General features: G+C 35.3%; 26 protein-coding genes and 1 other annotated feature. All 26 genes read left to right on the top strand.

Annotation, left to right across the window (positions count from 1 at the left end; genetic code table 11):
- Window positions 1-13: 13 nt before the first annotated feature.
- The 26 genes from dnaJ (at window position 14) to cccA (ending at window position 26,899) form a co-directional block, all read left to right on the top strand.
- Window positions 14-1,141 carry a molecular chaperone DnaJ gene (gene dnaJ, locus TY11_RS10820; RefSeq protein ID WP_042146006.1) on the top strand — a complete coding sequence of 376 codons (1,128 nt, stop codon included), beginning with the start codon at window positions 14-16 and terminating at the stop codon, window positions 1,139-1,141.
- Between the two features lie 77 nt (window positions 1,142-1,218).
- Complete coding sequence (gene prmA / locus TY11_RS10815; protein WP_042146515.1) at window positions 1,219-2,157, top strand: 50S ribosomal protein L11 methyltransferase; 939 nt, start codon at window positions 1,219-1,221, stop codon at window positions 2,155-2,157.
- An 8-nt stretch (window positions 2,158-2,165) separates the two neighbouring features.
- Window positions 2,166-2,924: a 16S rRNA (uracil(1498)-N(3))-methyltransferase gene (locus TY11_RS10810; RefSeq protein ID WP_042146004.1), complete on the top strand. Its 759-nt coding sequence runs from the start codon at window positions 2,166-2,168 to the stop codon at window positions 2,922-2,924.
- On the top strand, window positions 2,925-4,280 hold the full coding sequence (gene mtaB / locus TY11_RS10805) for a tRNA (N(6)-L-threonylcarbamoyladenosine(37)-C(2))-methylthiotransferase MtaB (RefSeq protein WP_042146002.1): 1,356 nt from the start codon (window positions 2,925-2,927) through the stop codon (window positions 4,278-4,280). It begins immediately after the preceding gene.
- 96 nt (window positions 4,281-4,376) lie between these two features.
- Window positions 4,377-5,048 (top strand): deoxyribose-phosphate aldolase, encoded by a 672-nt coding sequence (gene deoC / locus TY11_RS10800; protein ID WP_369797408.1) that lies wholly within the window; start codon window positions 4,377-4,379, stop codon window positions 5,046-5,048.
- A 378-nt stretch (window positions 5,049-5,426) separates the two neighbouring features.
- On the top strand, window positions 5,427-5,603 hold the full coding sequence (gene rpsU / locus TY11_RS10795) for a 30S ribosomal protein S21 (protein ID WP_042145999.1): 177 nt from the start codon (window positions 5,427-5,429) through the stop codon (window positions 5,601-5,603).
- Window positions 5,604-5,618: 15 nt separating this feature from the next.
- On the top strand, window positions 5,619-6,065 hold the full coding sequence (locus TY11_RS10790) for a GatB/YqeY domain-containing protein (RefSeq protein ID WP_042145996.1): 447 nt from the start codon (window positions 5,619-5,621) through the stop codon (window positions 6,063-6,065).
- 211 nt (window positions 6,066-6,276) lie between these two features.
- Window positions 6,277-7,611, top strand: a complete 1,335-nt coding sequence (locus tag TY11_RS10785) for an NfeD family protein (protein ID WP_052345803.1) — start codon at window positions 6,277-6,279, stop codon at window positions 7,609-7,611.
- A 45-nt stretch (window positions 7,612-7,656) separates the two neighbouring features.
- Window positions 7,657-8,646: a flotillin-like protein FloA gene (gene floA / locus TY11_RS10780; protein WP_042145994.1), complete on the top strand. Its 990-nt coding sequence runs from the start codon at window positions 7,657-7,659 to the stop codon at window positions 8,644-8,646.
- A gap of 37 nt (window positions 8,647-8,683) precedes the next feature.
- Window positions 8,684-9,262: a YqfB family membrane protein gene (locus tag TY11_RS10775; RefSeq protein WP_042145992.1), complete on the top strand. Its 579-nt coding sequence runs from the start codon at window positions 8,684-8,686 to the stop codon at window positions 9,260-9,262.
- A gap of 100 nt (window positions 9,263-9,362) precedes the next feature.
- A complete protein-coding gene (gene yqfC, locus TY11_RS10770; RefSeq protein ID WP_042145990.1) occupies window positions 9,363-9,644 on the top strand; it encodes a sporulation protein YqfC in 282 nt (93 codons plus the stop codon).
- 21 nt (window positions 9,645-9,665) lie between these two features.
- Complete coding sequence (yqfD, locus tag TY11_RS10765; protein ID WP_042145988.1) at window positions 9,666-10,892, top strand: sporulation protein YqfD; 1,227 nt, start codon at window positions 9,666-9,668, stop codon at window positions 10,890-10,892.
- Between the two features lie 2 nt (window positions 10,893-10,894).
- Window positions 10,895-11,860: a PhoH family protein gene (locus tag TY11_RS10760; RefSeq protein WP_042145986.1), complete on the top strand. Its 966-nt coding sequence runs from the start codon at window positions 10,895-10,897 to the stop codon at window positions 11,858-11,860.
- A gap of 86 nt (window positions 11,861-11,946) precedes the next feature.
- Window positions 11,947-14,079 carry an HD family phosphohydrolase gene (locus TY11_RS10755; protein ID WP_042145984.1) on the top strand — a complete coding sequence of 711 codons (2,133 nt, stop codon included), beginning with the start codon at window positions 11,947-11,949 and terminating at the stop codon, window positions 14,077-14,079.
- Window positions 14,079-14,543 carry an rRNA maturation RNase YbeY gene (gene ybeY / locus TY11_RS10750; protein WP_081755899.1) on the top strand — a complete coding sequence of 155 codons (465 nt, stop codon included), beginning with the start codon at window positions 14,079-14,081 and terminating at the stop codon, window positions 14,541-14,543. Before TY11_RS10755 ends, ybeY begins: the two co-directional genes overlap by 1 nt.
- Window positions 14,533-14,886: a diacylglycerol kinase family protein gene (locus TY11_RS10745; RefSeq protein ID WP_042145979.1), complete on the top strand. Its 354-nt coding sequence runs from the start codon at window positions 14,533-14,535 to the stop codon at window positions 14,884-14,886. Before ybeY ends, TY11_RS10745 begins: the two co-directional genes overlap by 11 nt.
- 603 nt (window positions 14,887-15,489) lie before the next feature.
- Window positions 15,490-16,392, top strand: coding sequence for a GTPase Era (era, locus tag TY11_RS10740; RefSeq protein ID WP_042145977.1), 903 nt, complete (start codon window positions 15,490-15,492; stop codon window positions 16,390-16,392).
- Between the two features lie 177 nt (window positions 16,393-16,569).
- Window positions 16,570-16,722, top strand: coding sequence for a YqzL family protein (locus tag TY11_RS20125; RefSeq protein WP_081755898.1), 153 nt, complete (start codon window positions 16,570-16,572; stop codon window positions 16,720-16,722).
- A gap of 25 nt (window positions 16,723-16,747) precedes the next feature.
- The gene (recO, locus tag TY11_RS10735) at window positions 16,748-17,497 is read left to right on the top strand and encodes a DNA repair protein RecO (protein ID WP_042145975.1); all 750 of its coding nucleotides are present in this window, start codon (window positions 16,748-16,750) and stop codon (window positions 17,495-17,497) included.
- Between the two features lie 48 nt (window positions 17,498-17,545).
- Window positions 17,546-17,725, top strand: a binding site (T-box leader).
- A gap of 150 nt (window positions 17,726-17,875) precedes the next feature.
- Complete coding sequence (gene glyQ / locus TY11_RS10730) at window positions 17,876-18,754, top strand: glycine--tRNA ligase subunit alpha (protein WP_042145973.1); 879 nt, start codon at window positions 17,876-17,878, stop codon at window positions 18,752-18,754.
- Entirely contained in the window at window positions 18,754-20,838 is a 2,085-nt protein-coding gene (gene glyS / locus TY11_RS10725) for a glycine--tRNA ligase subunit beta (RefSeq protein WP_042145971.1), read from the top strand. The genes glyQ and glyS overlap by 1 nt, the downstream gene beginning before the upstream one ends.
- Window positions 20,839-20,927: 89 nt before the next feature.
- Complete coding sequence (gene ccpN / locus TY11_RS10720) at window positions 20,928-21,557, top strand: transcriptional regulator CcpN (RefSeq protein WP_042145968.1); 630 nt, start codon at window positions 20,928-20,930, stop codon at window positions 21,555-21,557.
- Window positions 21,558-21,579: 22 nt separating this feature from the next.
- Window positions 21,580-22,377 (top strand): pyruvate, water dikinase regulatory protein, encoded by a 798-nt coding sequence (locus TY11_RS10715; protein ID WP_042145966.1) that lies wholly within the window; start codon window positions 21,580-21,582, stop codon window positions 22,375-22,377.
- 475 nt (window positions 22,378-22,852) lie between these two features.
- Window positions 22,853-24,658 (top strand): DNA primase, encoded by a 1,806-nt coding sequence (dnaG, locus tag TY11_RS10710; protein ID WP_042145964.1) that lies wholly within the window; start codon window positions 22,853-22,855, stop codon window positions 24,656-24,658.
- Window positions 24,659-24,692: 34 nt separating this feature from the next.
- Window positions 24,693-25,814, top strand: coding sequence for an RNA polymerase sigma factor RpoD (gene rpoD / locus TY11_RS10705; protein WP_042145962.1), 1,122 nt, complete (start codon window positions 24,693-24,695; stop codon window positions 25,812-25,814).
- Window positions 25,815-26,536: 722 nt separating this feature from the next.
- A complete protein-coding gene (cccA, locus tag TY11_RS10695; protein ID WP_042145960.1) occupies window positions 26,537-26,899 on the top strand; it encodes a cytochrome c550 in 363 nt (120 codons plus the stop codon).
- Window positions 26,900-26,948: the final 49 nt, after the last annotated feature.

Below are 26,948 nucleotides of genomic sequence, written 5' to 3'. Positions count from 1 at the left end.
AGAGTGATACACAGTGTCAAAACGAGATTATTATGAAGTCTTAGGTCTTGAAAAAAATGCATCAAAAGAAGAAATCAAAAAAGCATACCGTAAACTTGCTCGCAAGTACCACCCAGATGTTAATAAAGAGCCAGATGCTGCAGATAAATTCAAAGAAGCAAAAGAAGCGTATGAAACATTATCAAATGAACAAAAGCGTGCCCAATACGATCAATTTGGTCATGCAGGAATGAATAGTCAAGGGTTTGGTGGCTTCGGTGGAGGTCAAGATTTCGGTGGCTTTGGTGATATATTTGATATGTTCTTTGGTGGTGGAGGTGGTCGTAGACGTGACCCAAACGCACCACAACAAGGTGCTGATCTACAATACACCATGATTCTTGACTTTGAGGAAGCTATCTTTGGAAAAGAAACAGACATTTTGATTCCTAAGGATGAAGAATGTGCAACTTGTCACGGTTCTGGCGCAAAACCAGGAACGAATTCGAAAAATTGTTCCCATTGTAACGGATCTGGTCAATTAAACACTGAGCAAAATACACCTTTTGGACGTGTTGTTAATCGACGAGTTTGTCACCACTGTAATGGTACTGGAAAAATTATTCCAGAAAAATGTACGACTTGTGGTGGAGAAGGAACAGTTAAAAAGAACAAAAAGATTCACATTAACATACCAGCCGGTATCGATGATGGTCAACAAATACGTGTAGCTGGTAAAGGAGAACCCGGAAAAAATGGTGGTCCTGCAGGGGACTTATATGTTGTCATCCAAGTGAGACGACACGAGTTCTTCACACGTGAAGGGGATAATATATTCTGTGAATTACCGTTAACATTTACGCAAGCAGCTCTAGGTGATGAAGTGGAAGTTCCAACAGTTCATGGAAAAGTAAAACTTAAAATTCCAGCGGGTACACAGACAGGGAAGACGTTCCGCCTAAAAGGAAAAGGTTCCCCAAATGTAAGAGGATATGGAAATGGAGATCAACATATCAAAGTTCGCATCATAACTCCTACTAAACTAACAGACAGGCAGAAAGAATTATTACGTGAATTCAATGAAATAGCCGGGAATGATAGAACTGAGGAGCAAGAGGATTCAATCTTTCAAAAATTTAAAAGAGCTTTTAAAGGGGATTAAATTCCTATTACCCCTTTACATAACAGAGCTCATCAGGGGTAATAGTTAATAACAATAAGGAAATGAGTGAGATTCGTTTGAAATGGTCAGAGATATGCATTCATACCACAAATGAAGCCATTGAACCAATTTCGAATATTTTACATGAAACAGGTGCTAGTGGCGTTGTTATTGAAGACCCACTAGATTTAGTTACTGAAAAAGAAAACTTATATGGTGAAATATTTGAACTTGACGAAAATGACTACCCGAAAGAAGGAGTCTATATAAAAGCGTATTTACCTTTAAATAGCTTCTTAGGTGAAACTGTAGAAGAAATCAAACAAGCTATTAATAACCTGATCACGTTTGATATCGATTTGGGTCCAAATCAAGTAGTGCTAAGTGAAGTCAATGAAGAGGATTGGGCAACTGCTTGGAAGAAGTACTACAAACCAGTTCAAATCACTAACAAGATTACAATTACACCAACATGGGAAGACTATACACCAAAATCTAACAAGGAAATTGTTATTGAGCTAGATCCTGGTATGGCATTTGGGACTGGAACACATCCGACAACAGTATTAAGTATTCAGGCTCTCGAAAAATATATTAAAGGGAATGAATCTGTCATTGATGTTGGTTGTGGTTCAGGAGTACTTAGTATTGCTTCTGCATTACTAGGGGCAAGAGAAATTTATGCGTACGACTTAGATGAAATTGCCGTTAAGAGTACGCAGTTAAATGCAAAAGTAAACAAGGTAAATCATATGATCAAAACAAGGCAAAACAACCTACTAAGTCATGTTCAAATGAAAGCTGATATTATTGTCTCAAATATATTAGCAGAGATTATTGTCCGATTTATTGATGATGCTTATGAAAATCTTGTAGAAGGTGGTTATTTTATCACTTCTGGTATTATTCAAGCAAAAAAACAATTGGTTTTAGATAATTTGGAAAGTCAAGGTTTTGAACTTGTAGAGATTAATGAGCTAGAAGACTGGGTTTCTGTCGTAGCGAAGAAAAAGTAGGTGCTTTTATGCAGAGATATTTTATCCCAGAAGAAAATCTGAATAATGATATTATCACTATCGATGGTGAGGATGCCCATCACATTGTCCGTGTAATGCGAATGCAAGTTGGAGATAAAATTATCTGTAATCCACCAAATGCGAATGGGGCAATCTGTGAGATTATACAGATAGAAGATTACTTTGTAATGGCTAAGACAATTGAATGGCTTAATTATAATGCGGAATTACCAGTTTCTGTTACTATTGCACAAGGATTACCAAAGGGAGATAAAATGGATTTAGTCCTGCAGAAGGGCACAGAATTGGGAGCATCAGCATTTATTCCTTTTCAGTCGAAAAGATCTGTTGTAAAATGGGATGCTAGAAAAGCAGATAAAAAAATTGCTCGTTATGCTAAAATAATAAAAGAAGCAAGTGAACAGTCTCATCGTAGTAACTTACCTGAAATTAAATCAGTTATGAACTTAAAAGAATTAATTAAGGAAAGTGAAACATATCAAGTGAAAATAATCGCATATGAGGAAGAGGCGAAAACACATCCTTTCCAATCATACGCAAGTATTATCAGTAAGCTAAATACAGGTGACCGAGTTCTTATTTGTATTGGACCCGAAGGAGGATTTTCTTCTGAGGAAGTACATAGTTTGAAAGAACATCAGTTTATACCCGTAAGATTAGGTCCACGTATATTAAGGACAGAAACAGCTGCTTTATATGCACTTGCTAGCATATCGTATCAATTAGAAGAATTGGGGGGGCAATAAATGCCAACTGTAGCATTTCATACATTAGGATGTAAGGTAAATCATTATGAAACAGAAGGTATTTGGCGTATGTTCATGGATCAGGGATATGAGCGTGTTGACTTTGACCATGACTCTGATGTATATGTCATTAATACATGTACTGTAACAAATTCTGGAGACAAAAAAAGTAGACAGACGATTAGACGTGCAGTACGTAAAAATCCAGATGCAATTGTTTGTGTCACAGGTTGTTATGCACAAACCTCTCCAGGTGAAATCTTGGAGATTCCTGGTGTTGATGTAGTTGTGGGTACACAAGATCGTAAAAATATGATCAAATATATTGAAGAACATAAGAAAATCAGAGAACCTATAAATGGTGTTTCTAACATTATGAAAAATCGCGTATTTGAAGAAATGGATGTTCCAGAATTTACGGATAGAACACGTGCCTCTTTGAAAATTCAAGAGGGTTGTAATAATTTCTGTACTTTCTGTATTATCCCTTGGTCAAGGGGCCTCCTACGCTCAAGAGATCCAGAGAGTGTTTTAAATCAAGCACAAAAATTAGTCGAAGCTGGTTATAAGGAAATTGTTCTCACTGGAATTCATACAGCGGGATATGGTGAAGATTTAAATGACTATAATTTTGCTGCGCTTTTACGTGATTTAGAATCAAAGGTGGCTGGATTAGAACGTATCCGAATCTCCTCGATTGAGGCTAGTCAAATCACGGATGAAGTAATAGAGGTATTGGACAAATCAGAGAAGATTGTACGTCATTTACATATTCCACTACAATCTGGTTCTGATACTGTCCTAAAGCGTATGAGAAGAAAGTATTCAACTGATTTTTACTACCAAAAAGTTGAAAAAATCCGTAAAGCTTTGCCAGATTTAGCGATAACTTCAGATGTAATAATAGGTTTCCCAGGTGAAACAGAAGAAGAATTTATGGAAACTTACAACTTTATTAAAAAAGTTGGGTATTCAGAACTACATGTTTTCCCATTCTCAAGAAGAACAGGTACACCAGCCGCTAGAATGGAAGAACAAGTAAATGAAGATGTGAAAAACGAGCGAGTTCAAAGGATGATCGATTTATCTGAAGAATTAGCTAAAGAATATGCATTACGTTATGAGAAAGAAGTACTGGAAGTTATTCCTGAAGAACGTATACTAGATGAGGATAATCCAAATATGTTAGTGGGTTATACAGATAACTACCTTAAAATTAAATTTGAAGGAACAAATGACATGATTGGTAAAATTGTACGTGTAAAAATTACCAAATCAGGGTATCCATATAATGAAGGTACCTTTGTCCGTATAATGGATAACGCCACACACGGTAAAATTAAAATGAATGCCTAGTCGTAAGACTGGGCATTAGAATTTATTAATTCGCATTTAACAAAATAGAATGCTATTATTCAAGAGGTATGTACAACATAAGAAAGGATGTTTATCTTGGTAAAAGATATTGCAAAATATATTGATCACACCTTACTAAAGCCTGATGCAACTAAAGAATCTATATTAAAAATTGTTGAGGAAGCTAGAGATTATGAATTTGCATCGGTCTGTGTAAATCCACATTGGGTTCCTTTATGCTATAAACATTTAAAGGACACTACTGTAAAAGTATGTACAGTTATTGGTTTTCCTTTAGGAGCTACATCTACAGAATCAAAAGTTTTTGAAACAAAACAAGCTATTTCTGATGGTGCTACTGAAGTTGATATGGTTATTAACATTGGGGAGCTAAAATCAGGTAATGAAGAATTTGTGAAACAAGATATTCAAGCTGTAGTCGAGGCTGCAAAAGGAAAAGCTTTAACAAAAGTAATTATTGAAACATCATTACTAACTGAAGAGGAAAAAGTAAAAGCCTGCCAAATAGCAAAAGAAGCCGGCACAGACTATGTCAAAACATCTACAGGTTTCTCTGGTGGAGGGGCAACTGTAGGGGACGTAGCGCTAATGCGTAAAACCGTAGGACCAGATCTTGGTGTTAAAGCTTCTGGAGGAGTACGCGATCTAGCTCAAGCAAAAGCAGTAATCGAAGCAGGAGCAACTAGAATCGGAGCAAGCTCCGGAGTAGCCATTGTCAATGGAATCCAAGGGACATCTGATTATTGATTTTAATTATTTGGTAGTACTTGGAGTTTTCCTTGGCTTATAAGCTAAGGTATTATTATTATTTTGCACTTAGTGCCCAGAATACATGGAGACTCCTGTGGTAGGAAAGGCATCGGCGAGACCACACAGTGCGAAAGTACGAGGAGGCTCACTAGCCGCCCATGGCAAGGTAGACACTGCGACGGTTTTTCGAGCAGATTTAGTTCCCTATGCTCTGGAGTTAAAGAGGAGTGTATTATGGCCACTTACTTGACATAATAACAATGAAAAAATAATCAGTTGACCATTACTTAGCAATATATTATAATTACAAAAGGCATGATATATTTCAAATGCCTTATTAATCTGTTTTTTTGCTTCGGAGGGAGGGAAATTAGCATGTCAAATACAACTCGCGTTCGTAAAAACGAGTCTCTTGAGGATGCTCTTCGTCGCTTTAAACGTAGTGTAGCAAAAAGTGGGACACTACAAGAATATCGCAAGCGTGAACACTATGAAAAACCTAGCGTTCGTCGTAAAAAGAAATCTGAAGCTGCTAGAAAGCGTAAATTCTAAAGAAGGTGCTAGAAGATGTCATTACTATCACAGTTAAACGACGATATGAAGCAAGCAATGAAGAATAAAGACAAGGAAAGACTTAGTGTTATTCGAATGGTTAAGGCTTCATTACAAAATGAATCGATAAAACTTGGTAAAAGTGAATTATCGGAAGACGAAGATTTGACAATTTTATCAAGAGAATTAAAACAAAGAAAAGATTCCCTCCAAGAATTTAAATCAGCTGGACGCGAAGATCTTGTTGAAAAACTTGAAATGGAAATCAAAATTATTCAAGAATATATGCCTGAACAGCTTTCTGATGATGAGCTTTCAGTAATAGTTCAAGAAACGATTCAAGAAACTGGCGCATCTTCAAAAAAAGATATGGGTAAGGTTATGAGTGCAGTAATGCCTAAAGTAAAAGGAAAAGCTGACGGCTCTAAAATTAATAAATTAGTTCAAGAATTTTTGAATTAAGTTTGCCCTTAAAAACCCTTGCTATTTGCAAGGGTTTTTTATTTTTGTCTTATTATATGATAGTTATCCATTACATTTTTTCATATCTCTACCTTTCCAGTATTAAACTGTGATACTATTTATGTAAATAGGGATGTACATATGAAATTTTTTGAAACTTTATTCTGTCATCAAACGTATGAATAAATGTACAGAGAAGGAGGTGTAATAGTTGCCGAGAAAGCGTTTGGCATTTTTTTTCTCTATTTATATTGTCATCATAATATCTTTGTTATTTCCAGGATTTGATAAGGCTGTTTATGCTGATACGCAAGGTGGAGGAAAGCAAATCTTTGTTATTCCTATTGAGGATGACATAGAACGTGGATTAGAAGCTTTTCTATCAAGAACTACGGGTGAAGCAATAGAAGCAGGAGCAGATCACATCATTTTTGAGATTAATACTCCTGGTGGAAGTGTGGAAGCTGCAAACAATATTGGTACCATAATTGCTAACCTTGATATTCCTACAACCTCTTTCATCGTAAGTGAAGCCTTTTCAGCAGGTTCATATATTGCCCTACACACGGATAATATTTACATGACTCCAAGGGCTAGGATGGGAGCTAGTGGCGTCATAAATTCTGATGGGACTGCTGCAGATAAAAAAGCACAATCAGCTTGGTTGAAAACTATGACAAGTGCTGCTGAAGCTGGTGGAAGGGATCCATTATATGCCGCAGCAATGGCAGATGCAAGTATAGATCTACCTGAATTGGATGCTCCTGAGGGCGAATTCTTAACATTAACCCCTCAAGAAGCATTAGAAGTTGGTTATTCTGAAGGAATTGTTCAGGATCGGACGGAGTTATTATTTGAGCTAGGTTTATCAAATGGGACGATTATTCAAACTGAACCTACACTTGCAGAAAATATTGCTAGATTTATTACGAACCCAATCGTGGTTCCGATTCTATTATCTCTAGCAAGTTTAGGGTTGATTTTAGAACTTTATTCACCTGGATTTGGGGTGCCTGGTAGTGTTGGCTTACTTTCATTAGCGCTATTCTTTTATGGCCATTTTGTTGCGGGACTCGCAGGAATGGAAGCTATAATAATTTTAATTCTTGGTATTGTTTTACTTATTGCAGAGTTTTTTGTCCCCGGAGGTATACTAGGTATTTTAGGTATAGGAGCAATTATTGGCTCATTGTTTATGTCGGGTGCAAATGTAGGTCACATGATGACAAGTGTAGCTATAGCTTTTTTAGTTGCTGTTGTAGCTTCCGTAATTTTATTTAGAAGGATTGGACTAGATAAGGGGATTTTCCGTCATGTCATACTAAAAGATCGAACGACAACTGAGCTAGGCTATGTATCCAATCAAAATCGCCTAGATTTAATAGGGATGGAAGGTATTTCTGCAACAGGATTAAGACCATCTGGAGTAGCTATAATTGCTAATGAGCGAGTTGATGTCGTAACAGAAGGTAGTTTTATTCAAGCGAATACCCCTGTTAAAGTTGTAAAGGTGGAAGGGGTACGCGTTATAGTAAGAGAATTATAAGGTTATAATGACCTATAATATAAAACAATTTAGGAGGAATTATACATGGATCCAAATATTATTATGCCTGTGATACTTATCGCAGTGATCCTGATTGCTGTGGCAATTTTATTTACATTTATTCCAGTAACACTATGGATTAGTGCTTTAGCTGCTGGAGTACGAGTAGGAATTTTACAATTAATTGGTATGAGATTACGTCGAGTTGTACCTAGTCGTGTTATCAATCCATTGATTAAAGCACATAAAGCAGGACTTGATGTTAAAACAAATCAACTTGAGAGTCACTACCTTGCTGGTGGTAATGTAGACCGTGTTGTTAATGCATTAATTGCAGCACACCGTGCAAACATTGAATTATCTTTTGAACGTGCAGCAGCCATTGACCTAGCTGGTCGTGATGTATTGGAAGCTGTACAAATGAGTGTTAATCCAGAGGTTATTGAAACACCTTTCATTGCAGGTATTGCAATGGATGGAATTGAAGTAAAAGCAAAAGCTAGAATTACTGTACGCGCAAACATCGACAGATTAGTTGGGGGTGCAGGTGAAGAGACAATCATCGCCCGTGTTGGTGAAGGAGTCGTAAGTACAATTGGTAGCTCAGAAACACATGCAAAAGTATTAGAAAATCCTGATATGATTTCACACACGGTTCTTGCTAAAGGGTTAGATGCTGGTACTGCATTTGAAATCTTATCGATTGATATAGCTGATGTGGATATCGGTAAAAATATTGGTGCAATGCTACAAACAGATCAGGCTGAGGCAGATAAGAAAATTGCACAAGCGAAAGCAGAAGAGCGCCGTGCAATGGCTGTAGCCCAAGAACAAGAAATGGTTGCCCGTGTTCAAGAGATGCGTGCAAAAGTTGTGGAAGCGGAAGCTGATGTTCCACTAGCACTTGCAGAAGCATTACGCACTGGAAAATTAGGTGTTATGGATTATTTAAATTATGAAAACATCAATGCTGATACTGACATGCGTGATTCTATTGGTAAACTTTCTAAAGACAATAATGATGATGATAATTAATAACATAGGAACCAAAAGGAAAGAAGGGGGGATTTAAATGGATAGTTTACTCGAATTCTTACCTATAATCGCTTTTATTGTGTATGGAATTATACGAGCATTGGGCGGAGCAAAAGAAACCGAACAACAACAAAAACCAAATCGTCCCAATGTGCCAAGACCTACTGCAACCCCTTCAGGAGGTCAAGACAATCCAAAAAGGACTGTCTATAAATCTTCAAATTCGGAGGATCATAAGAAAACAGAACAAACACGACATTCTCCAAAACAGACAGTCTATACATCTACTCCAACAAATGTTTATGCGGAAGAACAACAGAAACAACAAGTGGAGAGATTAAAAGAACGGATGAATACAGGTACAAGTGATGCACATGATTCTTTATCGCAGCAAGATTTATCAATTGGACCTACTATTCAAGATGCGATTAAGCACCATTCTTTACAGGATAAAAACGTAAAGAAAGAACAATTTAAGAAGGATGTAAAAACGGGCTTAAATTATAAAGGTTTGGTTAATGGCATCATCATGTCGGAAGTTCTCGGGCCACCAAGAGCTAGAAAACCTTTTCGCAGTGTGACTGTTGAAAGAAGTAAGAAAATACAATATAAATAATTGATTAAACCCAAAAGTATCGCTTTGATGCTTTTGGGTTTTTTAGTTCTTATCTGTTTCATTTTCTCATAAATATGTATGTGAGAGGGGGCTTTATCTAGTGAAGAATCTACAACAACGATTACGACCATGGCTAGTAAAGTATCTTGCATTGCCTTCTGATGTTGTAATGGAATTACCTCGAATAACCATTATTGGTCAGTTACACGTATATATTGAAAATCATAAAGGGCTTGCAGTTTTTACAGATAATGAATTAAGACTTAAGACAACTAAAGGATATATTCAGATAAAGGGATCATCATTTGTCTTGAAGATGATGTTACCTGAAGAGATATTGTTGGAAGGGAAAATTGCAGAGGTTAAATTCATATCAGGATAATGATTTTACTAGGAGGTCGAAATGAAACAGATACAAGGGTCATTTATTAAGGGGTATGTACGAATAGTAGTGACAGGAGATAGACCTGAGATGTTTATTCAGGAATCTGTTAATCGGGGAGTTACGGTATGGAATATTAAAAGAGAAGGCAGAAAATCTTGTAGTGGAAATGTTAAGCTTTCAGATATCCCAGAAATCAGAAAAATAAGGAGAGAGCGGAACTATAAAATAACATTTGAAGAACGACGAGGATATCCCTTTTTATTTAGTCGCTTTTTCCGAAGAAAAGAATTTGTTTTTTCATTTATCATGAGTATACTACTAATATTATTTATGTCTAATATTATTTGGAAGGTCGAGATCACCGGAGAACTTCCAAAGGAAATTGAAGAAAAAATTGCGACACAGCTAAATGCTTACGGAATACATGCAGGAGCATGGATTTTTACTATAGATCCTCCTGCTAAAATTCAACAGAAGCTTACGGATGATATACCCGAATTACTGTGGGTTGGTGTACGTCAAAAAGGGACAACCTACCAACTAGAAGGTGTGGAGAAAATCGTCGTACAAGACGATAAAGTCGAGGGACCAAGGAATCTTGTAGCAACTAAAAAGGGGATTATCAAACGAATGTACGTTTCAAAAGGTGTTCCCCAAGTCGAAATTAACGACTATGTTGAACCAGGGAAAATACTGGTTTCTGGAAAATTGAATGAGGTACCAGAAAGTGAAGAAGAGGATGAGAATAAGGAAAATAGAAAAGAGATTGTTGTACCTGCGGAAGGAGAGATTATTGCAAGTACTTGGTATGAAGTAGATGTAACCATCCCACTTAAACAGAATTATGAACTTCTGACAGGACAACAAGAAAAGAAATACTACATAGGTATAAAGAATTTTAAATTCCCAATTTGGGGATTTGGATCACCTGATTTTCAAGATGTTCACCACGATAGTACTACATCCCCGATAAAATTCTTAAAATGGAATTTACCGATTAATATTATAGAATCAACACTTAGTGAAAAACAGTTACAGAAATTTGAACGGACCAAAGAAGAAGCGGTACAAGCCGGTATTAAACAAGCTAAGGAGGAACTTCAACTACAGCTTGGTCCGGATGCTAAAATTACCTCAGAAAAAGTTTTGCATGAATCTCTAGAGAATGGTAAAGTTAAATTATACTTATATATAACAGTAGAAGAAAATATTGCTAAGGCACAACCAATAACTCAAGGAGATTGAATATGCCCGAAAACTTAAACGCTATTGATATTGAATTAACAAATCCGGAAGAGGCTCTTGAGCTTTTTGGGAACAATGACAAATATCTGAAACATATTGAGGATAAACTCAATGTTTCTATTGTTACTCGTGGAGAAAAGATTAGTGTTTCTGGTACAGATAGCGATATAGCTATAGTACAGGATGTATTACTGACCCTACTGAATGTTGTACGGAAGGGAATCACAATTGCGGAACGTGATATTGTTTATGCAATTGAACTGGCGAAAGATGGTAAAATCAATCAATTTGAAACCTTATTTGAAGATGTTATTACTAAGAATGTTAAAGGAAAAGAAATTCGTATTAAAACCCTAGGTCAAAAAAGTTATGTATCCGCTATAAAGAAGAATGATCTAGTTTTTGGCATTGGCCCAGCGGGAACGGGAAAAACATATCTTGCTGTTGTAATGGCTGTTCAAGCACTAAAAAATGGTGAAGTAAAACGAATTATTTTAACAAGACCAGCTGTTGAAGCAGGGGAAAGTCTAGGTTTTTTACCCGGGGATCTAAAGGAAAAGGTTGATCCTTACTTAAGACCACTTTATGACGCACTTAATGATGTCCTAGGTGCAGAGCATACACTAAGATTGATAGAGAGAGAAACAATTGAAATAGCTCCGTTAGCATATATGCGTGGAAGAACGTTAGATGATGCCTTTGTCATTTTGGATGAAGCTCAAAATACAACACCAGAGCAAATGAAAATGTTCTTAACGCGATTAGGTTTTGGTTCAAAGATGGTTATAACTGGGGATATCACACAAATAGATTTACCAAAAGGGGTTAAGTCGGGGTTACAAATTGCAGACAAATTGTTAACATCTATTAAGGACATATCCTTTGTTTATCTAACACAAACAGATGTTGTAAGGCATCCGCTAGTGCAGAAAATTATTGATGCATATGAAAAAAGCAACATGACTTGATAGGTATAGAAGACCCGGCTAATAAAGGGTCTTATTTCTTTATTGTATGAAAACTGTTTTCTAGTAATATTCTTAGGGGGGAGAATATGAATTCGTTTAAAAACTTGATGGCGTATCTGATAAAACTACGGACAAAATGGGTTAGAATACTGGTTCCAGTATTAGCTTTAGGACTTTATCTCTTTCTACTGACATTTACAAATGTATACACAGAGACCTATGATATTGAACCACTTACAACTTCAAGAGAAACCATTCGATCTCCTATTACAATTGAAAATGAACAAGAGACAGAACGGAAAAGAAGAGAAGCGGTTCAAGCCGTTGAAGACAGATTTGATATATCTACTAATATTGCTAGTGAGCAAATTGGTTACATAGAGGAGATATTTACAGCTGTTGATAAATTAGAGTCTGAATCTCTAATTGAAGATGAAAAAGAAGGAGTACCAGTACAATTAACAAACCGAGAAAAGGTTCAAAGACTGAAAGAATTATTATCAAATAGTATAACCGAAAAAGTAGAAGATAGTGTCTTTTTGAGACTTATCGATGTTCCGAAAGAAGATAGGAAAAATGGGAAGGAAGTATTCATTTCCTATTTACAAGAAGAGTTTCAAAATGGCGTAAGAACAGAAAATATGAATAGTGCAATCGAAAGTGTACGTGAAAATATTCGCTATTCAAATCTTAATCAAAATTTAATTGAAGCATTTCAAGAGTTAACAGAATTCGCAATAGTCGAGAATTCTTTTTATGATTCTGAAAAGACTGCGGAGGCCAAAAAACAGGCAGTAAGTAATGTGGAACCGGTTATGATTAATGGTGGAGAAGTAATTGTACGTGAAGGGGAGACAATAACAAATGAGATTTTTGAAAAACTTCAATTAGTAGGGTTACTTAATAAAGATCGTAATGTATTTCCTGTAATTGGATTAGGTTTATTAATACTATTAGTGGGATCTGTTATTGTTTATGAAATGAATCGAATAGACAGTAGAAAAGGACTTGATAAAGGCACAATTGCGTCCATTTTATTAATTAGTTTTATTGTTGTATCTTTGATGAAAATTATTAGTATTTATACAACTCAAGGTAACCAATTCTTTTTTATCGTACCAGTCGCTACGGGTGTATTATTAGTGAAACAGTTAATTAATGAACGATTAGCGATTGTGTTATCTATCTTATATGCCGTTTTGGGTGGAATTATCTTTAATGGGGAAATTCCTGGTACGTTAAATGTAGAAGCAATTGTTTATTTCTTCTTCTCGCAATTTGCTGCAATTGTATTTTTAATTAATGTAAAAGATCGCTTATCTATTGTACGTTCAGGTATCGGAATGTCAATCGTAAATATTTTATCTATACTATTATTTGTATTCTTGTCCTTTGAAAAATATTCTATTGGCGATTTACTTATCTTGTCGGGATTTGGTGTAGCTTCGGCTTTTTTATCAGCAGTTTTAACAATTGGATTACTCCCATTTTTTGAAACTGGACTAGGTATACTATCTGATATCAAGTTGCTACAACTTTCTAGTCCGAATCAGCCACTGCTTAAAAAGATTCTAACAGAAGCACCAGGGACATATCACCATTCCATCATGGTTGCTAATTTAAGTGAAACAGCTTGTGATGCAATTGGGGCAAATGGTTTACTAGCTAGGGTTGCAGCCTATTACCATGATATTGGGAAAACTGTGAGACCGCATTATTTTATTGAGAATCAACTATCAATTAAAAACCCACACGATGTGATCTCACCGGAACAAAGTGCTGAGATAATTATTAAGCATCCATATGATGGGGCGGAACTGTTAAAGAAGCATAAAATGCCAAAAGAAATAATAGATGTTGCCATGCAACATCATGGTACGACATTATTAAAGTATTTTTATTTCAAAGAGAAGGAAACTAATAAAACAGTACAAGAGGAAGACTTCCGTTATCCTGGACCAAAGCCTCAAACAAAGGAGGCCGCAATAATATCTATTTGTGATTCTGTCGAAGCGGCAGTTCGTTCCTTAAAAGAACCAACAGAACAAAAAATAGAAGAGATTGTGTCAAGTATTGTTAATGACCGCTTGATGGATGGACAGTTAGATGAATGTCCATTAACAATTAAAGAGGTAAAAATAGTTCATCAGACAATATGCGAAGCTTTAAAAGGTATCTTTCACTCAAGAATTCAATACCCAAATAAGGAGGCAAAATAGTGGAAATTGATTTTCAAGATAACACTAACTCAGTCCCGGAAAACCATTTTGAACTTATTGAAGGTCTACTTAATTTAACTGCTCAGAAAGAAAAAATATCAGAGAATGTAGAGGTCTCCATAACTTTTGTCAATAATGATGAGATACAAGAAATCAATCGTGATTATCGCAAATTAGACAAACCAACTGATGTTATTTCATTTGCATTGGAGGAAACCTCTGAAGGTGAGGTGGAGATTATTGGTGATGATATTCCGGTTATATTAGGAGACATTATCATCTCTGTTGAAAAGGCAAAGGAGCAAGCGGAGGAATATAATCATTCTTTAGAAAGGGAACTAGGCTTTTTGGCAGTGCACGGCCTACTTCATTTACTAGGCTATGACCATATGACAAAAGAAGATGAAAAAGAAATGTTCCAAAAACAAGAAGAAATATTAGGGGAATTTAATCTTGGAAGGTAAGAAGAAATCGATTGGATTTAAATATGCCGTAAATGGCTTAAGAGAGGTTTTTAAATCTGAAAGAAACTTCCGACTACATTTGTTTTCAACTATTATAGTGATTATTGCGGGGATTTTTTATGAAATTCACTATACGGAATGGACTGCAGTGGTTGTCGTTGTAGGACTGGTAATCACAGCCGAAATTCTCAATACTGCGATAGAAGAAATCATTAATTATGTCAAACCAGAAATTCACCCGGCAGCTAAAAAAATAAAAGATTTAGCTGCTGCAGGGGTGTTTATGGCCGCTATAACCGCTTTAATTGTAGGTCTAATAATATTTCTACCCAAAGTTTTTTAATAATTATTTTATGATGTATAAGGAGATCTCCTTATACTTTTTTGTTTTTTTCAATGTTGTATGAATACGTTGAGGCATAAATTGGTGCGATACATCTACATAACGTTAAACTTGCTATCTTCATACAGAGTTTACTAAAAAGCATTGTAAAGGTTCAGTTGGGGCAAATTATAGTATTGGTTTATAGTGGAGGTTATTTACTAAAAAGATTGTAGTTATTTACACAATTGATAGAAACTACGCGTTAATACTTTTGTTTGGATAGTGCTAAACTACCGCTCCGGGGTCTTCGGACACGTGCTATTCCCCCAGGAGTCTCCGGCCGGAGCGGTATCGTACCACTATACTCATTAGATATTGGGGAATTGACAGTAGTTACCGCACAATATCTATCAACCACGAGGATAAAGCACCAAACCTGTTGAAAAAAGTCTTGGCAAAAAATACCTGGGAATAGCCAATTGAAAATGCAATATGGAGAGAATTATCGAATCATACAATCTTTTTAAAGCTTTTGTCGATAACATGAAACTACAAAGATTTTGTAGTATAATAGACCAAACATAGATTGAATCTATCTAAACTTCCTGGAGGAACTACTACATGGACACAAACTTTAAATCTGGATTTATAACCATTATCGGAAGACCAAACGTTGGTAAATCAACCTTTATGAATAAAGTAATTGGCCAAAAAATAGCTATAATGAGTGATAAACCACAAACAACTCGAAATAAAATTCAGGGTGTACTAACTCAACATGATGCTCAATTTGTCTTTATCGATACACCAGGTATACATAAACCGAAGCATCGCTTAGGCGATTTTATGGTTAAAATTGCTGAAAATACATTAAATGAAGTAGATGCAATACTTTTTATGATAAATGCGGAAGAAGGATATGGACGAGGTGATCAATTTATCATTGATCGTTTACAACGTGTTAAAGGTCCAGTCTTTCTTGTTGTGAATAAGATAGATAAAGTGCATCCTGATGAATTGTTGCCATTGATTGAATTTTATAATGAAAAGTATGATTTTGAAGAAATCATTCCAATTTCTGCTCTACAAGGAAATAACGTGAATCATTTATTGGATGTTTTAAAAAGTCACTTACCAGAAGGACCGCAATTCTACCCAGCTGACCAAGTGACAGACCATCCTGAGCGGTTTATTATTAGTGAATTGATACGCGAAAAAGTATTGCATTTGACTCGTGAAGAGGTTCCGCATTCTATCGCTGTTGTCATTGAAAATATTGAAAAAAGAGAATCCAATGCGATTTTTATTCAAGCAGCTATTGTAGCGGAAAGAAAATCGCAAAAAGGTATATTGATTGGAAAACAAGGCAGCATGCTTAAAAATATTGGTAAAGATGCAAGAAAAGATATTGAAGCTTTACTTGGTTCGAAAGTTTACTTAGAACTTTGGGTAAAGGTCCAAAAAGACTGGAGAAACAAGCAAAGTCAGTTGCTTGAATATGGCTTCCGTGAAGATGAATATTAGAGATGGAAAATTTTTTAACTAATTGTTTTCTGACATAGTGGAAACGATAATAGTATCCGGAACATTGGTTGCTGCGAGCGAGCAATACATGTATCCAGATTAATGAAAGTATATAATCAGTGTTCTAACTTACAAAAAGATACTTCTAGAAAAGTATAAAGAAAGGTGTGTTTTCTTGTGATCGACTTAGTATGGAAGCTATTTAGTCAAACAGGAAATATTGAAACCTATTTACTGATGAAAGAGTTAGAAAGTGATCCAAGTGAGCTAGACTTAGATGAAAGTTCAACAACTAATCTGGAGAACCTACCGGTGGATTCCAATATGTAGCATGCAGTAAAAAAGGGGAATTTGTATGCTAGAAAAAATAGACGGTATTATTATTAAAACTAAAGATTATGGTGAAACACATAAAATAGTTACGATATTTAGCAAAAGAATTGGAAAGTTCTCTGCTATTGCCCGAGGTGCAAAGAAACCGAAAAGTAGAATGGCTGCTGTTACGCAGCCATTCATTTATGGTCAATTTTTTGTTTATCTTTCGAAGGGATTGAGTTCCATCCAACAAGGTGAAATTATTGAATCCTATCGAGTTATACGAGAAGATATCATGAAGACTGCATATGCTGCTTATGTAGTGGAGTTAACGGATAAGCTATTGGATGAAAAAGTACCTAATCCAGAAATATATGAACAATTAATGGCAACCTTTGAATGGATATCAGAACATGATGATGTTTCAATTCCTTTAATGATGTACGAAATGAAGCTTTATCGAGCCGGCGGTTTTGCACCAACTGTACACCTGTGTACACATTGTGGTGAAAAGAATGCACCCTATTCCTTTTCAATGGTCGAGGGGGGACTATTATGCTCGAGATGTCAGCATGTAGACCCAGAGGCTGTTCCGTTATCTAATTCAGTTGTAAAGCTGTTATATATTTTTTCAAAAGTAGGTTTAGAACGAATTGGAAATGTTACGGTAAAAGAGGAGACTCGTCAATTATTAAGAAGCCTTTTTGATTCTTATTATGACCGCTATGGTGGATATTACTTAAAATCGAAAAAATTTCTTAATCAGATAGCTAAATTTAGTGATATTTAAAATTTGACAAATCCTGTCTTCATAAAGTAAGATGATACATATTCAAAAAATGATGTGATGAAAGAGAAGAGTACTTTCTGATACCATTTTAAAAAGCGAGTTCGGGATAGTGAAAGCTGAACAAATGGTCAGATGGGAATGGCACTCTGGAGCATGTTTAATAAAGTGGCTTTATCATGGATGATAAAGCAAATAGGGTGGAACCGCGGACTAAAACCCGTCCCTATGTCTATAATCTATTTATAGGCATAGGGACGGGTTTTTTTATATTTTATTTTTGTATTAATCATCTATTATGGCTCTGGCTGTCTATATTCTTGCCGTGGACTAAGCTAAAAGCTGTGTATAGATGAGATTAAACTATTCGGAGGTTATTGAATGAATATCCAAAATATGATTTTAACATTACAAAAATTTTGGTCTGAGCAAAATTGTATACTAGTACAAGCTTATGACGTTGAAAAAGGTGCAGGTACAATGTCACCGATGACTTTATTAAGGAGTTTAGGTCCAGAACCATGGAGAGTTGCGTATGTAGAACCTTCTCGTAGACCTGCTGATGGTCGTTATGGGGAAAACCCTAACCGCTTATATCAACATCATCAGTTTCAAGTGATTATTAAACCATCACCTGATAATATTCAAGATCTGTATTTGGAATCACTTCAAGCACTTGGTATTAACCCGTTGGAGCATGATATACGATTTGTAGAGGATAACTGGGAAAACCCTACACTTGGGGCAGCAGGACTTGGTTGGGAAGTTTGGCTTGATGGGATGGAAATCACTCAGTTTACCTATTTTCAACAAATTGGTGGATTAGAAGCTAACCCTGTAACAGTTGAGCTAACTTACGGGATTGAGAGACTGGCATCTTATATTCAAGATAAAGAAAATGTATTTGATTTGGAATGGACGGAAGGCTTTACTTATAAGGATATCTTTAAACAACCTGAATATGAACATTCTAAATATACATTTGAAGAATCCAATGTAGATATGTTATTCCAACTTTTTTCTATGTATGAAGAAGAAGCACGGAAGACCATGGAAAAAGGTTTAATTTTTCCAGCCTATGATTATGTATTGAAATGTTCACATACCTTTAACCTGCTAGATGCCAGAGGAGTCATTTCTGTTACAGAACGTACTGGTTATATAGGAAGAATCCGAAATTTAGCACGTAATATTGCTAAGGCGTATGTTGAAGAGCGTGAACGTTTAGGGTTTCCTATGCTGAAGGAGGAGGAGAAATAATGGCTAAGAATGTATTATTTGAAATAGGTTTGGAGGAATTACCTGCTCGATTTATTGACGATGCGGAACATCAATTAAAAGAAAAGACGATCAAATGGTTAGATGAATTACGTATTTCCTATACAAAAGTCGAATCATTCTCCACTCCAAGAAGATTAGCTGTGATAATTCATAATATTGCTGAAAAACAAGCTACTATAGAAGAAGAAGCAAAAGGTCCAGCAATAAAAATTGCACAAGATAATGAGGGTAATTGGACAAAAGCGGCAGTTGGTTTTACAAGAGGGCAAGGTAAAACAGTGGATGATATATATACAAAAGAAGTTAAGGGAACAACTTATATTTATGTAAATAAAGTAATTGAAGGAAAACCAACCGACACTATCCTACCGGAATTCAAACAGATTATCGAATCAATTCAATTTGGTAAAAATATGCGCTGGGGCACAAAAACGATGCGTTATGCAAGACCGATACGATGGATGATTGCTTTATATGACGAAGAAGTAATTCGTTTCGAAATTGAAGGAGTTCAAACTAGTAATGTAACTTATGGGCATCGCTTCCTCGGGAGTGAAATTGTTTTAACGAATCTTTTACATTACAAGAAACAATTAGAGGAAAACTTTGTTATTGTTGACTCGAGAATACGTGAAAAAATGATAATGGAAGGGATTAAACAAGTAGAAATAGAAGGGAACTTCCATGTGCATATCGATCAAAACTTGCTCGACGAAGTTCGAAATCTTGTGGAGTATCCAACTGTTTTTGTTGGTTCATTTGAAAAGGAATTCCTAGAATTACCTGATGAAGTGTTAATCACTTCCATGAAAGAGCATCAACGTTACTTCCCAGTTAAATCAGATTCTGGTATGTTACTTCCTTATTTTGTTGCTGTGCGGAATGGTGATTCGAATGCACTTGTGACTGTAAAAAAAGGGAACGAAAAAGTATTAAGAGCTCGGTTGTCTGACGCCCAGTTTTTCTATGAGGAAGACCAAAAGAATTCTGTATCGTATTATTTGGATAAACTCAATCACGTTGTTTTTCAAGTAAAGCTAGGTACAATTGGTGAAAAAGTTAATCGTGTTGTTACTATTTCAAAAAAAATAGCTGATGCTTTGAACGTTGATACAGAAGTGATAGAGAAAGTAGTTAGAGCTGCACAGTTAAGTAAATTTGACTTAATGACAAATATGGTTAATGAATTTACGGAGCTTCAAGGGATTATGGGGGAGAGATATGCTCGTATCTTTGGAGAAGATGAAACGGTAGCAGTCGCAATTCGTGAACATTATATGCCAACAAGTGCAGGTGGAGAACTTCCAAAGACATTAGTTGGTGCAATTGTTAGTGTAGCGGATAAATTAGACACAATTGTGGGCTGTATTGGTGTAGGATTAAAACCAAGTGGTTCTCAAGATCCATATGGCTTGCGTAGACAAGCAACAGGAATTCTGCGTATTGCCAATGATAGAGAATGGGAGATTCCGGTAGGCCAGCTTTTTAATAAGACTATTGAACATTATCAGTCTTTAATGCTTGAGCATTTTGATTCAGAATTGGTTAAACAAGAATTGCATGCCTTTATACAACAAAGAGTAGCTTTTCAATTAAGAGAGCAAGGCATAGAACAAGATATTATCCAGGCAATTATTAGTCGTCATATTGGGATGATGTCCAATATGATGAAAAAGGCAAGTATTCTATCTGCTAAAAGAAATGATGCTTCCTTTAAACCTATCCAAGAGGCATTAGTGCGTGTTTTAAATCTAGCTGAGAAGACAGAAGAGACAGAGATAAATCCGGAATACTTTGAAACGAATTCTGAAAAAGAATTATTTTCTTCCTATGAAAAGGTAAATTCCACTTATCAAAATCTTGTTGAACAAGGTGACCTTGATGAAGCATTTAGTGAGTTAGAAAAACTTGCTGCCCCAATTCATCTTTTCTTTGATGATAATATGGTAATGGCCGATGACGAGAAATTAAGAACAAATCGGTTAGCATTATTAAATCGAATTGCAATCTTAGTAAATAATTTTGCCAATTTAAATGCAATAGAGTGGAAGCAACATTTTTAGGAAATAACTCCTAATTCCTCTTTTTGTCTATATAGGCTATAATATTATTAAATCGTATGTCTCTTTTTAGACCGTTGGGTGGTGAAAATGTGGAATTATCCAATCGACAAGAAAAAATAATAGAAATTGTAAAAAATAATGGTCCAATAACTGGGGAACATATTGCCGATCGATTGAATCTAACTCGAGCTACATTAAGACCTGATTTAGCCATACTAACAATGGCAGGGTTTTTGGATGCTAGGCCACGTGTAGGATATTTTTATACAGGGAAAACAGGATCAGAACTCTTAACGGAGAAAATTAAAAAATATAAAGTTTATGAATATCAATCTGTTCCAATCGTCGTACAAGAAAATTCTTCTGTATATGATGCAATATCTACCATGTTCTTAGAAGATGTGGGTACGTTATTTATTGTGGATGAAAATTCTTGTTTAACAGGAGTTGTCTCTCGTAAAGATTTATTGCGTGCTGCGATTGGAAAGCAAGACTTAAATGCTTTAGCAGTTCATATTATTATGACAAGAATGCCAAATATTACTGTCTGTCGTAAAGAGGATTTGCTAATCGATGTAGCCAGGAATTTAATTAATAAACAAATCGATGGGTTACCGGTTATTAAAGATACGCCTAAAGGCTTAGAAGTAATTGGCAGAGTAACAAAAACAACGATTACAAAGGTTTTTGTGGAATTAATAACAGATAATCATATCTAACCTTAGGGGGATGATGATACAAATGAATACTAAAAAGCCTGTTTTTATATTGTCAGATTCTGTTGGGGAAACAGCTGAACTAGCTGTGAAAGCAGGATTAAGTCAATTTAGTATGGATTATGTGATTCAACGCGTACCTTATGTCGAGGATAAAAAGACAATCGATGATGCATTATACAGAGCAAAAGAAGAGAATGGAATCATCGGATTTACTCTAGTTGCTCCAATGCTCCGCAATTATCTTAATGCAAAAGCAGCAGAGTTAAACATTGAAGCAATTGATATTATGGGTCCAATGTTAGAAGCTATGGAACGAGTATTCAATAAAAAGCCAAGATTAGAACCAGGTTTAGTACACAAGTTGGATGAAGATTATTTTAAAAAAGTTGAAGCAATTGAATTTGCTGTTAAGTATGATGACGGTCGGGATCCGAGAGGTATTGCAAGAGCGGATATTATATTGCTAGGTGTATCAAGAACTTCCAAGACACCTTTATCTCAATTTCTCGCTCATAAGAGATTAAAGGTCGCCAATATACCAATTGTACCAGAGGTAGAACCACCCGAAGAGTTATTTGAAGTAGATCCATTGAAATGTATTGGCTTAAGAATTAAACCAGAGAAATTAAATGATATACGTAAAGAAAGATTGAAGGCACTAGGACTTGGAGATCAAGCAACATATGCTAATATTAAACGAATTCATCAGGAAATAGATTATTTTAATAAAATTGTGGATAGAATTGGATGTAGGGTAGTAGATGTTTCTAATAAGGCAGTAGAAGAAACTGCCAATGTCATACTACAAATGATAAAGTGAAAACTTCTTTAAAAAGGAGCATGACCATTTGGTATGCTCCTTTAATACGGATTTTAGGGAATATTTTCAAGAAATCAAGCATATTTTGAATTTATTAATAGTATTTTTCTGTAAAATGTATTATAATTATTTTTTGTGTAAAAATAGATGATATTGTAAAAAAAATATCGATGCACTTTATTGGATATTCAGAAAAATAAAACATTCATTTAAAAGAAGGAATCTGCATTTTTTTGTAGAATAGTATTATTAGACTAATTTTAATTGATTATTCATAAGTTAGTCCAAATATGTAAGGATTGTTATAGCAGCAATATTGATAATTATGATTACTTCTATATCCTTCTAAGAGTATTACGTACATAGAAGGAATTTTTTTCGACTTTCACAAAAAAACTTGTCGAAATATGAAGGATTTTATTGGGGGAATATCGAATAACTATTAGTATAAAACTCCTTAAGTATGGTGGTACGAATGTCTAATCAAATACCAGAAGAGTTAATTGAACAAATTCGTGGAGCTAATGACATTGTAGATGTAGTTGGAGAATATGTTCAATTAAAAAAACAAGGTAGAAACTATTTTGGACTTTGTCCATTTCATGGTGAAAAATCTCCTTCCTTTTCTGTAACCCAAGAAAAGCAAATCTTTCATTGCTTTGGGTGTGGTAAGGGTGGAAATGTGGTTACTTTCTTGATGGAGATAGAAAGTTTTACTTTTTATGAAGCCATTAAGCATCTTGCTGATCGTACTGGAATTGAGCTGCCATCAGATTCTATCAAAACAGAATCCTCACTTTCAAAGGAAAATCAGCAAATCCTTTCAGCACAAGAATGGTTGACAAAGCTTTATCACCATCTAATTCGCTATACAAAGGATGGGAAAATAGGGCTAGACTACCTTAATGAACGAGGCATAACAGAAGAAGCAATAGATACATTTAAACTTGGATATGCCCCGAACACCAAAGATTTTATTGCGACTTTCTTGGAAAAGAAAGGCTTCCATAAGCAATTGCTCGTAAAGTACGGTTTACTTAATAGGAATCAGGATAATGATACTGTATCTGACAGATTTCGAGGAAGAGTTATTTTTCCAATTCGAAATCATTTAGGGAAAACGGTGGCCTTTGGTGCTAGAGCATTAGAGAGTCAAGAACCAAAATACTTAAATAGTCCAGAATCAGACCTATTTCAAAAAGGAAAATTACTTTACAATTTTGACTTAGCAAAAAAACATATTCGAAAACAAAGCGAAGCAATACTTTTTGAAGGGTATATGGATGTTATTTCCGCATATCAATCTGGAGTAGAAAATGTTGTTGCTACAATGGGTACTGCATTAACTGACACACAAGCAAAATTATTAAAACGGTATGTTGATACAGTTATCATTTGTTATGACGGTGATAAGGCTGGAATAGAAGCTACATATAAAGCTTCAAAATTACTTCAGCAAGTTGGTTGTCAGGTCAAGATAGCAAGTCTGAAAGATGGACTTGATCCAGATAGCTTTATCAAAAAATATGGTGGAGAGGTATTTAGACGAGAAGTTATTGGGGCACCGCAAACATTTATGAGTTTCTATATGCGGTATCTGAAAAAAGATTTTAATGTAAGTCTAGATAGTGACCGTATTAAATACTTAGAAGAAGTATTAAAAGAACTAGCTAAAATAGATAGTTCAGTTGAAAGAGAACTTTATATAAACGAACTAAGTGCTGAATATAATATTACAGCTGAATCATTATTAGAACAAATAGAGCAGTATAGAGAAAAATCAGGTTCTGAAAAGGATAAGAGGGAAAAAGACAGATATACTAATAAGGGACAAAAGTCAAGTGGAAAATTATTACCCGCTTTCCATAATGCCGAGAGAAAATTATTAGCTTATATGCTTCAGAACCGATCCATTGCTGATAAAGTTCAAGAGGAATTAGGAGCTTCATTTAATATAGATGAGCATAAAATTATTGCTACCTATTTATATGGATATTATGAAGAAGATAATCCAGAGGATGTAAGTTTGTTTATTGATCGAATATCAGATGAAAATCTTAGAAAACTTGTTATTCAACTTGCTCTCGTTCCTACTCAGACTGAAATTAGTGATAAAGAAATTAATGACTATCTTCATATCATTCGTGCTGAGGGTAGTACAGGGGTAGACATAAAACAATTAAAGGCCGAACAGAGATTGGCTGAACAACAAAAAGATCCAATTAAAGCTGCCCAAATTGCGCTGAAGATTATAGAATTACAAAGACAAGTGAAACATTAAATTTGATTCAAGTAGTATGGAAGGAGGGGGACTCATGGCTGAAAATAAACCTTCACAAACAAAAGAGAATGAGCCTGAGTTAACTTTAGAACAAGCAAAAGAACAGCTTGTTGAGATTGGTAAAAAGCGGGGCGTACTTGCCTATGAAGAAATTGCTGATCGATTATCAAGTTTTGTAATCGAACCTGATCAAATGGACGAATTTTATGAACATCTTGCTGAGCAAGGTGTAGATGTAATAGGTGAATCAGAAGATGATCCTAAAATGAAAGAAATTGAAAAAGAAGAAGAATTTGACCTACATGACCTGAGTGTACCACTAGGGATTAAAATAAATGATCCCGTGAGAATGTATTTAAAAGAAATTGGTCGCGTAGATCTTCTATCCGCTACAGAAGAAATCGAACTTGCAACACGAATTGAAGAAGGGGACGAAGAGGCTAAGAAAAGACTTGCTGAGGCTAACCTAAGACTTGTAGTTAGCATAGCCAAGAGATATGTTGGTCGAGGTATGTTATTTCTTGATTTAATCCAAGAAGGTAATATGGGTCTAATAAAAGCAGTAGAAAAATTTGATTATCGAAAAGGATTTAAATTTAGTACCTATGCAACTTGGTGGATTCGCCAAGCAATTACTCGAGCAATCGCAGACCAGGCGAGGACCATTCGTATACCGGTTCATATGGTAGAAACAATCAATAAGCTAATCCGTGTACAAAGACAATTATTACAAGATTTAGGTCGTGAACCTACACCAGAAGAAATTGGCGAAGAGATGGATCTAACTCCTGATAAGGTTCGTGAGATTCTAAAGATTGCACAAGAGCCTGTTTCACTTGAAACACCGATTGGTGAGGAAGACGATTCCCATTTAGGTGATTTCATTGAAGACCAAGAAGCAATTTCACCCTCTGACCATGCAGCATATGAACTGTTAAAAGAACAATTAGAAGATGTGTTAGATACATTAACAGATCGTGAAGAGAATGTTCTAAGGCTGCGCTTTGGTCTTGATGATGGCCGGACTCGTACGCTTGAGGAAGTCGGCAAAGTATTCGGTGTTACGCGTGAAAGAATTCGTCAAATTGAAGCAAAAGCACTTCGTAAATTAAGACACCCTAGTCGTAGTAAACGATTAAAAGACTTTTTAGATTAAATTAGGTTGGTCATTGGTCATTAGGGCAATGACTTTCCTTTCTTTTTAAAATCTAATGCAGTAGCTTTCTCTCTACAATGAGGTGGTAACATTGACGGATGATCGTACCCGAATCATCGTAAAAGAAATAAAGTATTGGAAGGATCATAAATTACTTCCACAGGCACAGTGTGACTTTTTGCTTGCCTTATATACACAAGGGGAAGAATTTGAATCATCAACTACTACTTTGAATAAGAGGTATCAAGTTAATTATTATCTTCAATTGATTCTTTTAGTCCTATTGATACCGTTTTCATTTCTTGTAGTTTATTTTACTCAATTTAATTTCATTTTGCAACTGGGTATATTAGTTCTATTTTTAAGTTATTCTTTCTGGGTCTTTCGTTATTTTCGGAAAAAAGATATAAAATATGTACATATTTCTATAACCGTTCTTCTATTCTTACTGTTAATTACGACAGACTTTATATCCAATATACTAAATCTCAATCAATACCTTTCTGTTGTCTTTTTTGTCATGAATTTTATAGGGTGGTATATATTAAGTCGTAAATTAAACTATAGATATCTAATGTTTTCCAGCTTTTTTGCTATAATTACATTATTGTTCGTAAACATTTCACATCTTTTTTCTTTTAACTAAAGGAATTTTCATATAGAATAGATATAGCTATGTGGAATATTTAATTATTCCGGGGATACATAAGGAGGAAATACTAATGAAACGAAACCCAATAATCCCTTTTGCACTAATTGCGATTGTAGGGATACTAGCAGTAATTGTTATTTCATTTGTAGGAGTCAATCAAAGGGAACAAATTGCTAACCCTGACGAAGGACAAGAAGAAGGTGCTGTACAAGATCCAGAAGCAATTTACGAAGCATCATGTTTAGGTTGTCACGGAACAGATCTTTCTGGTGGTGCAGGTCCTGCATTATCAACAATTGGTTCTGAGTTATCTTTAGACGAAATTAAAGATATCATTACAAACGGTACAGATGGGGGTATGCCAGCGCAATCTGGTACACTATCACCTGAAGAAATTACAGTCATCTCTGAATGGTTAAGCGAGAAAAAATAAATAGTGATGGGGAAAGCTTTCTGCTATAATACAGAAAGCTTTTCTTTTA

The sequence above is a fragment of the Paucisalibacillus algeriensis genome (assembly GCF_000577245.1).
Lineage (GTDB): Bacteria > Bacillota > Bacilli > Bacillales > Amphibacillaceae > Ornithinibacillus.
Note: the sequence above shows the minus strand (reverse complement) of the source record. Positions and strands in the feature narration are given on the sequence as shown.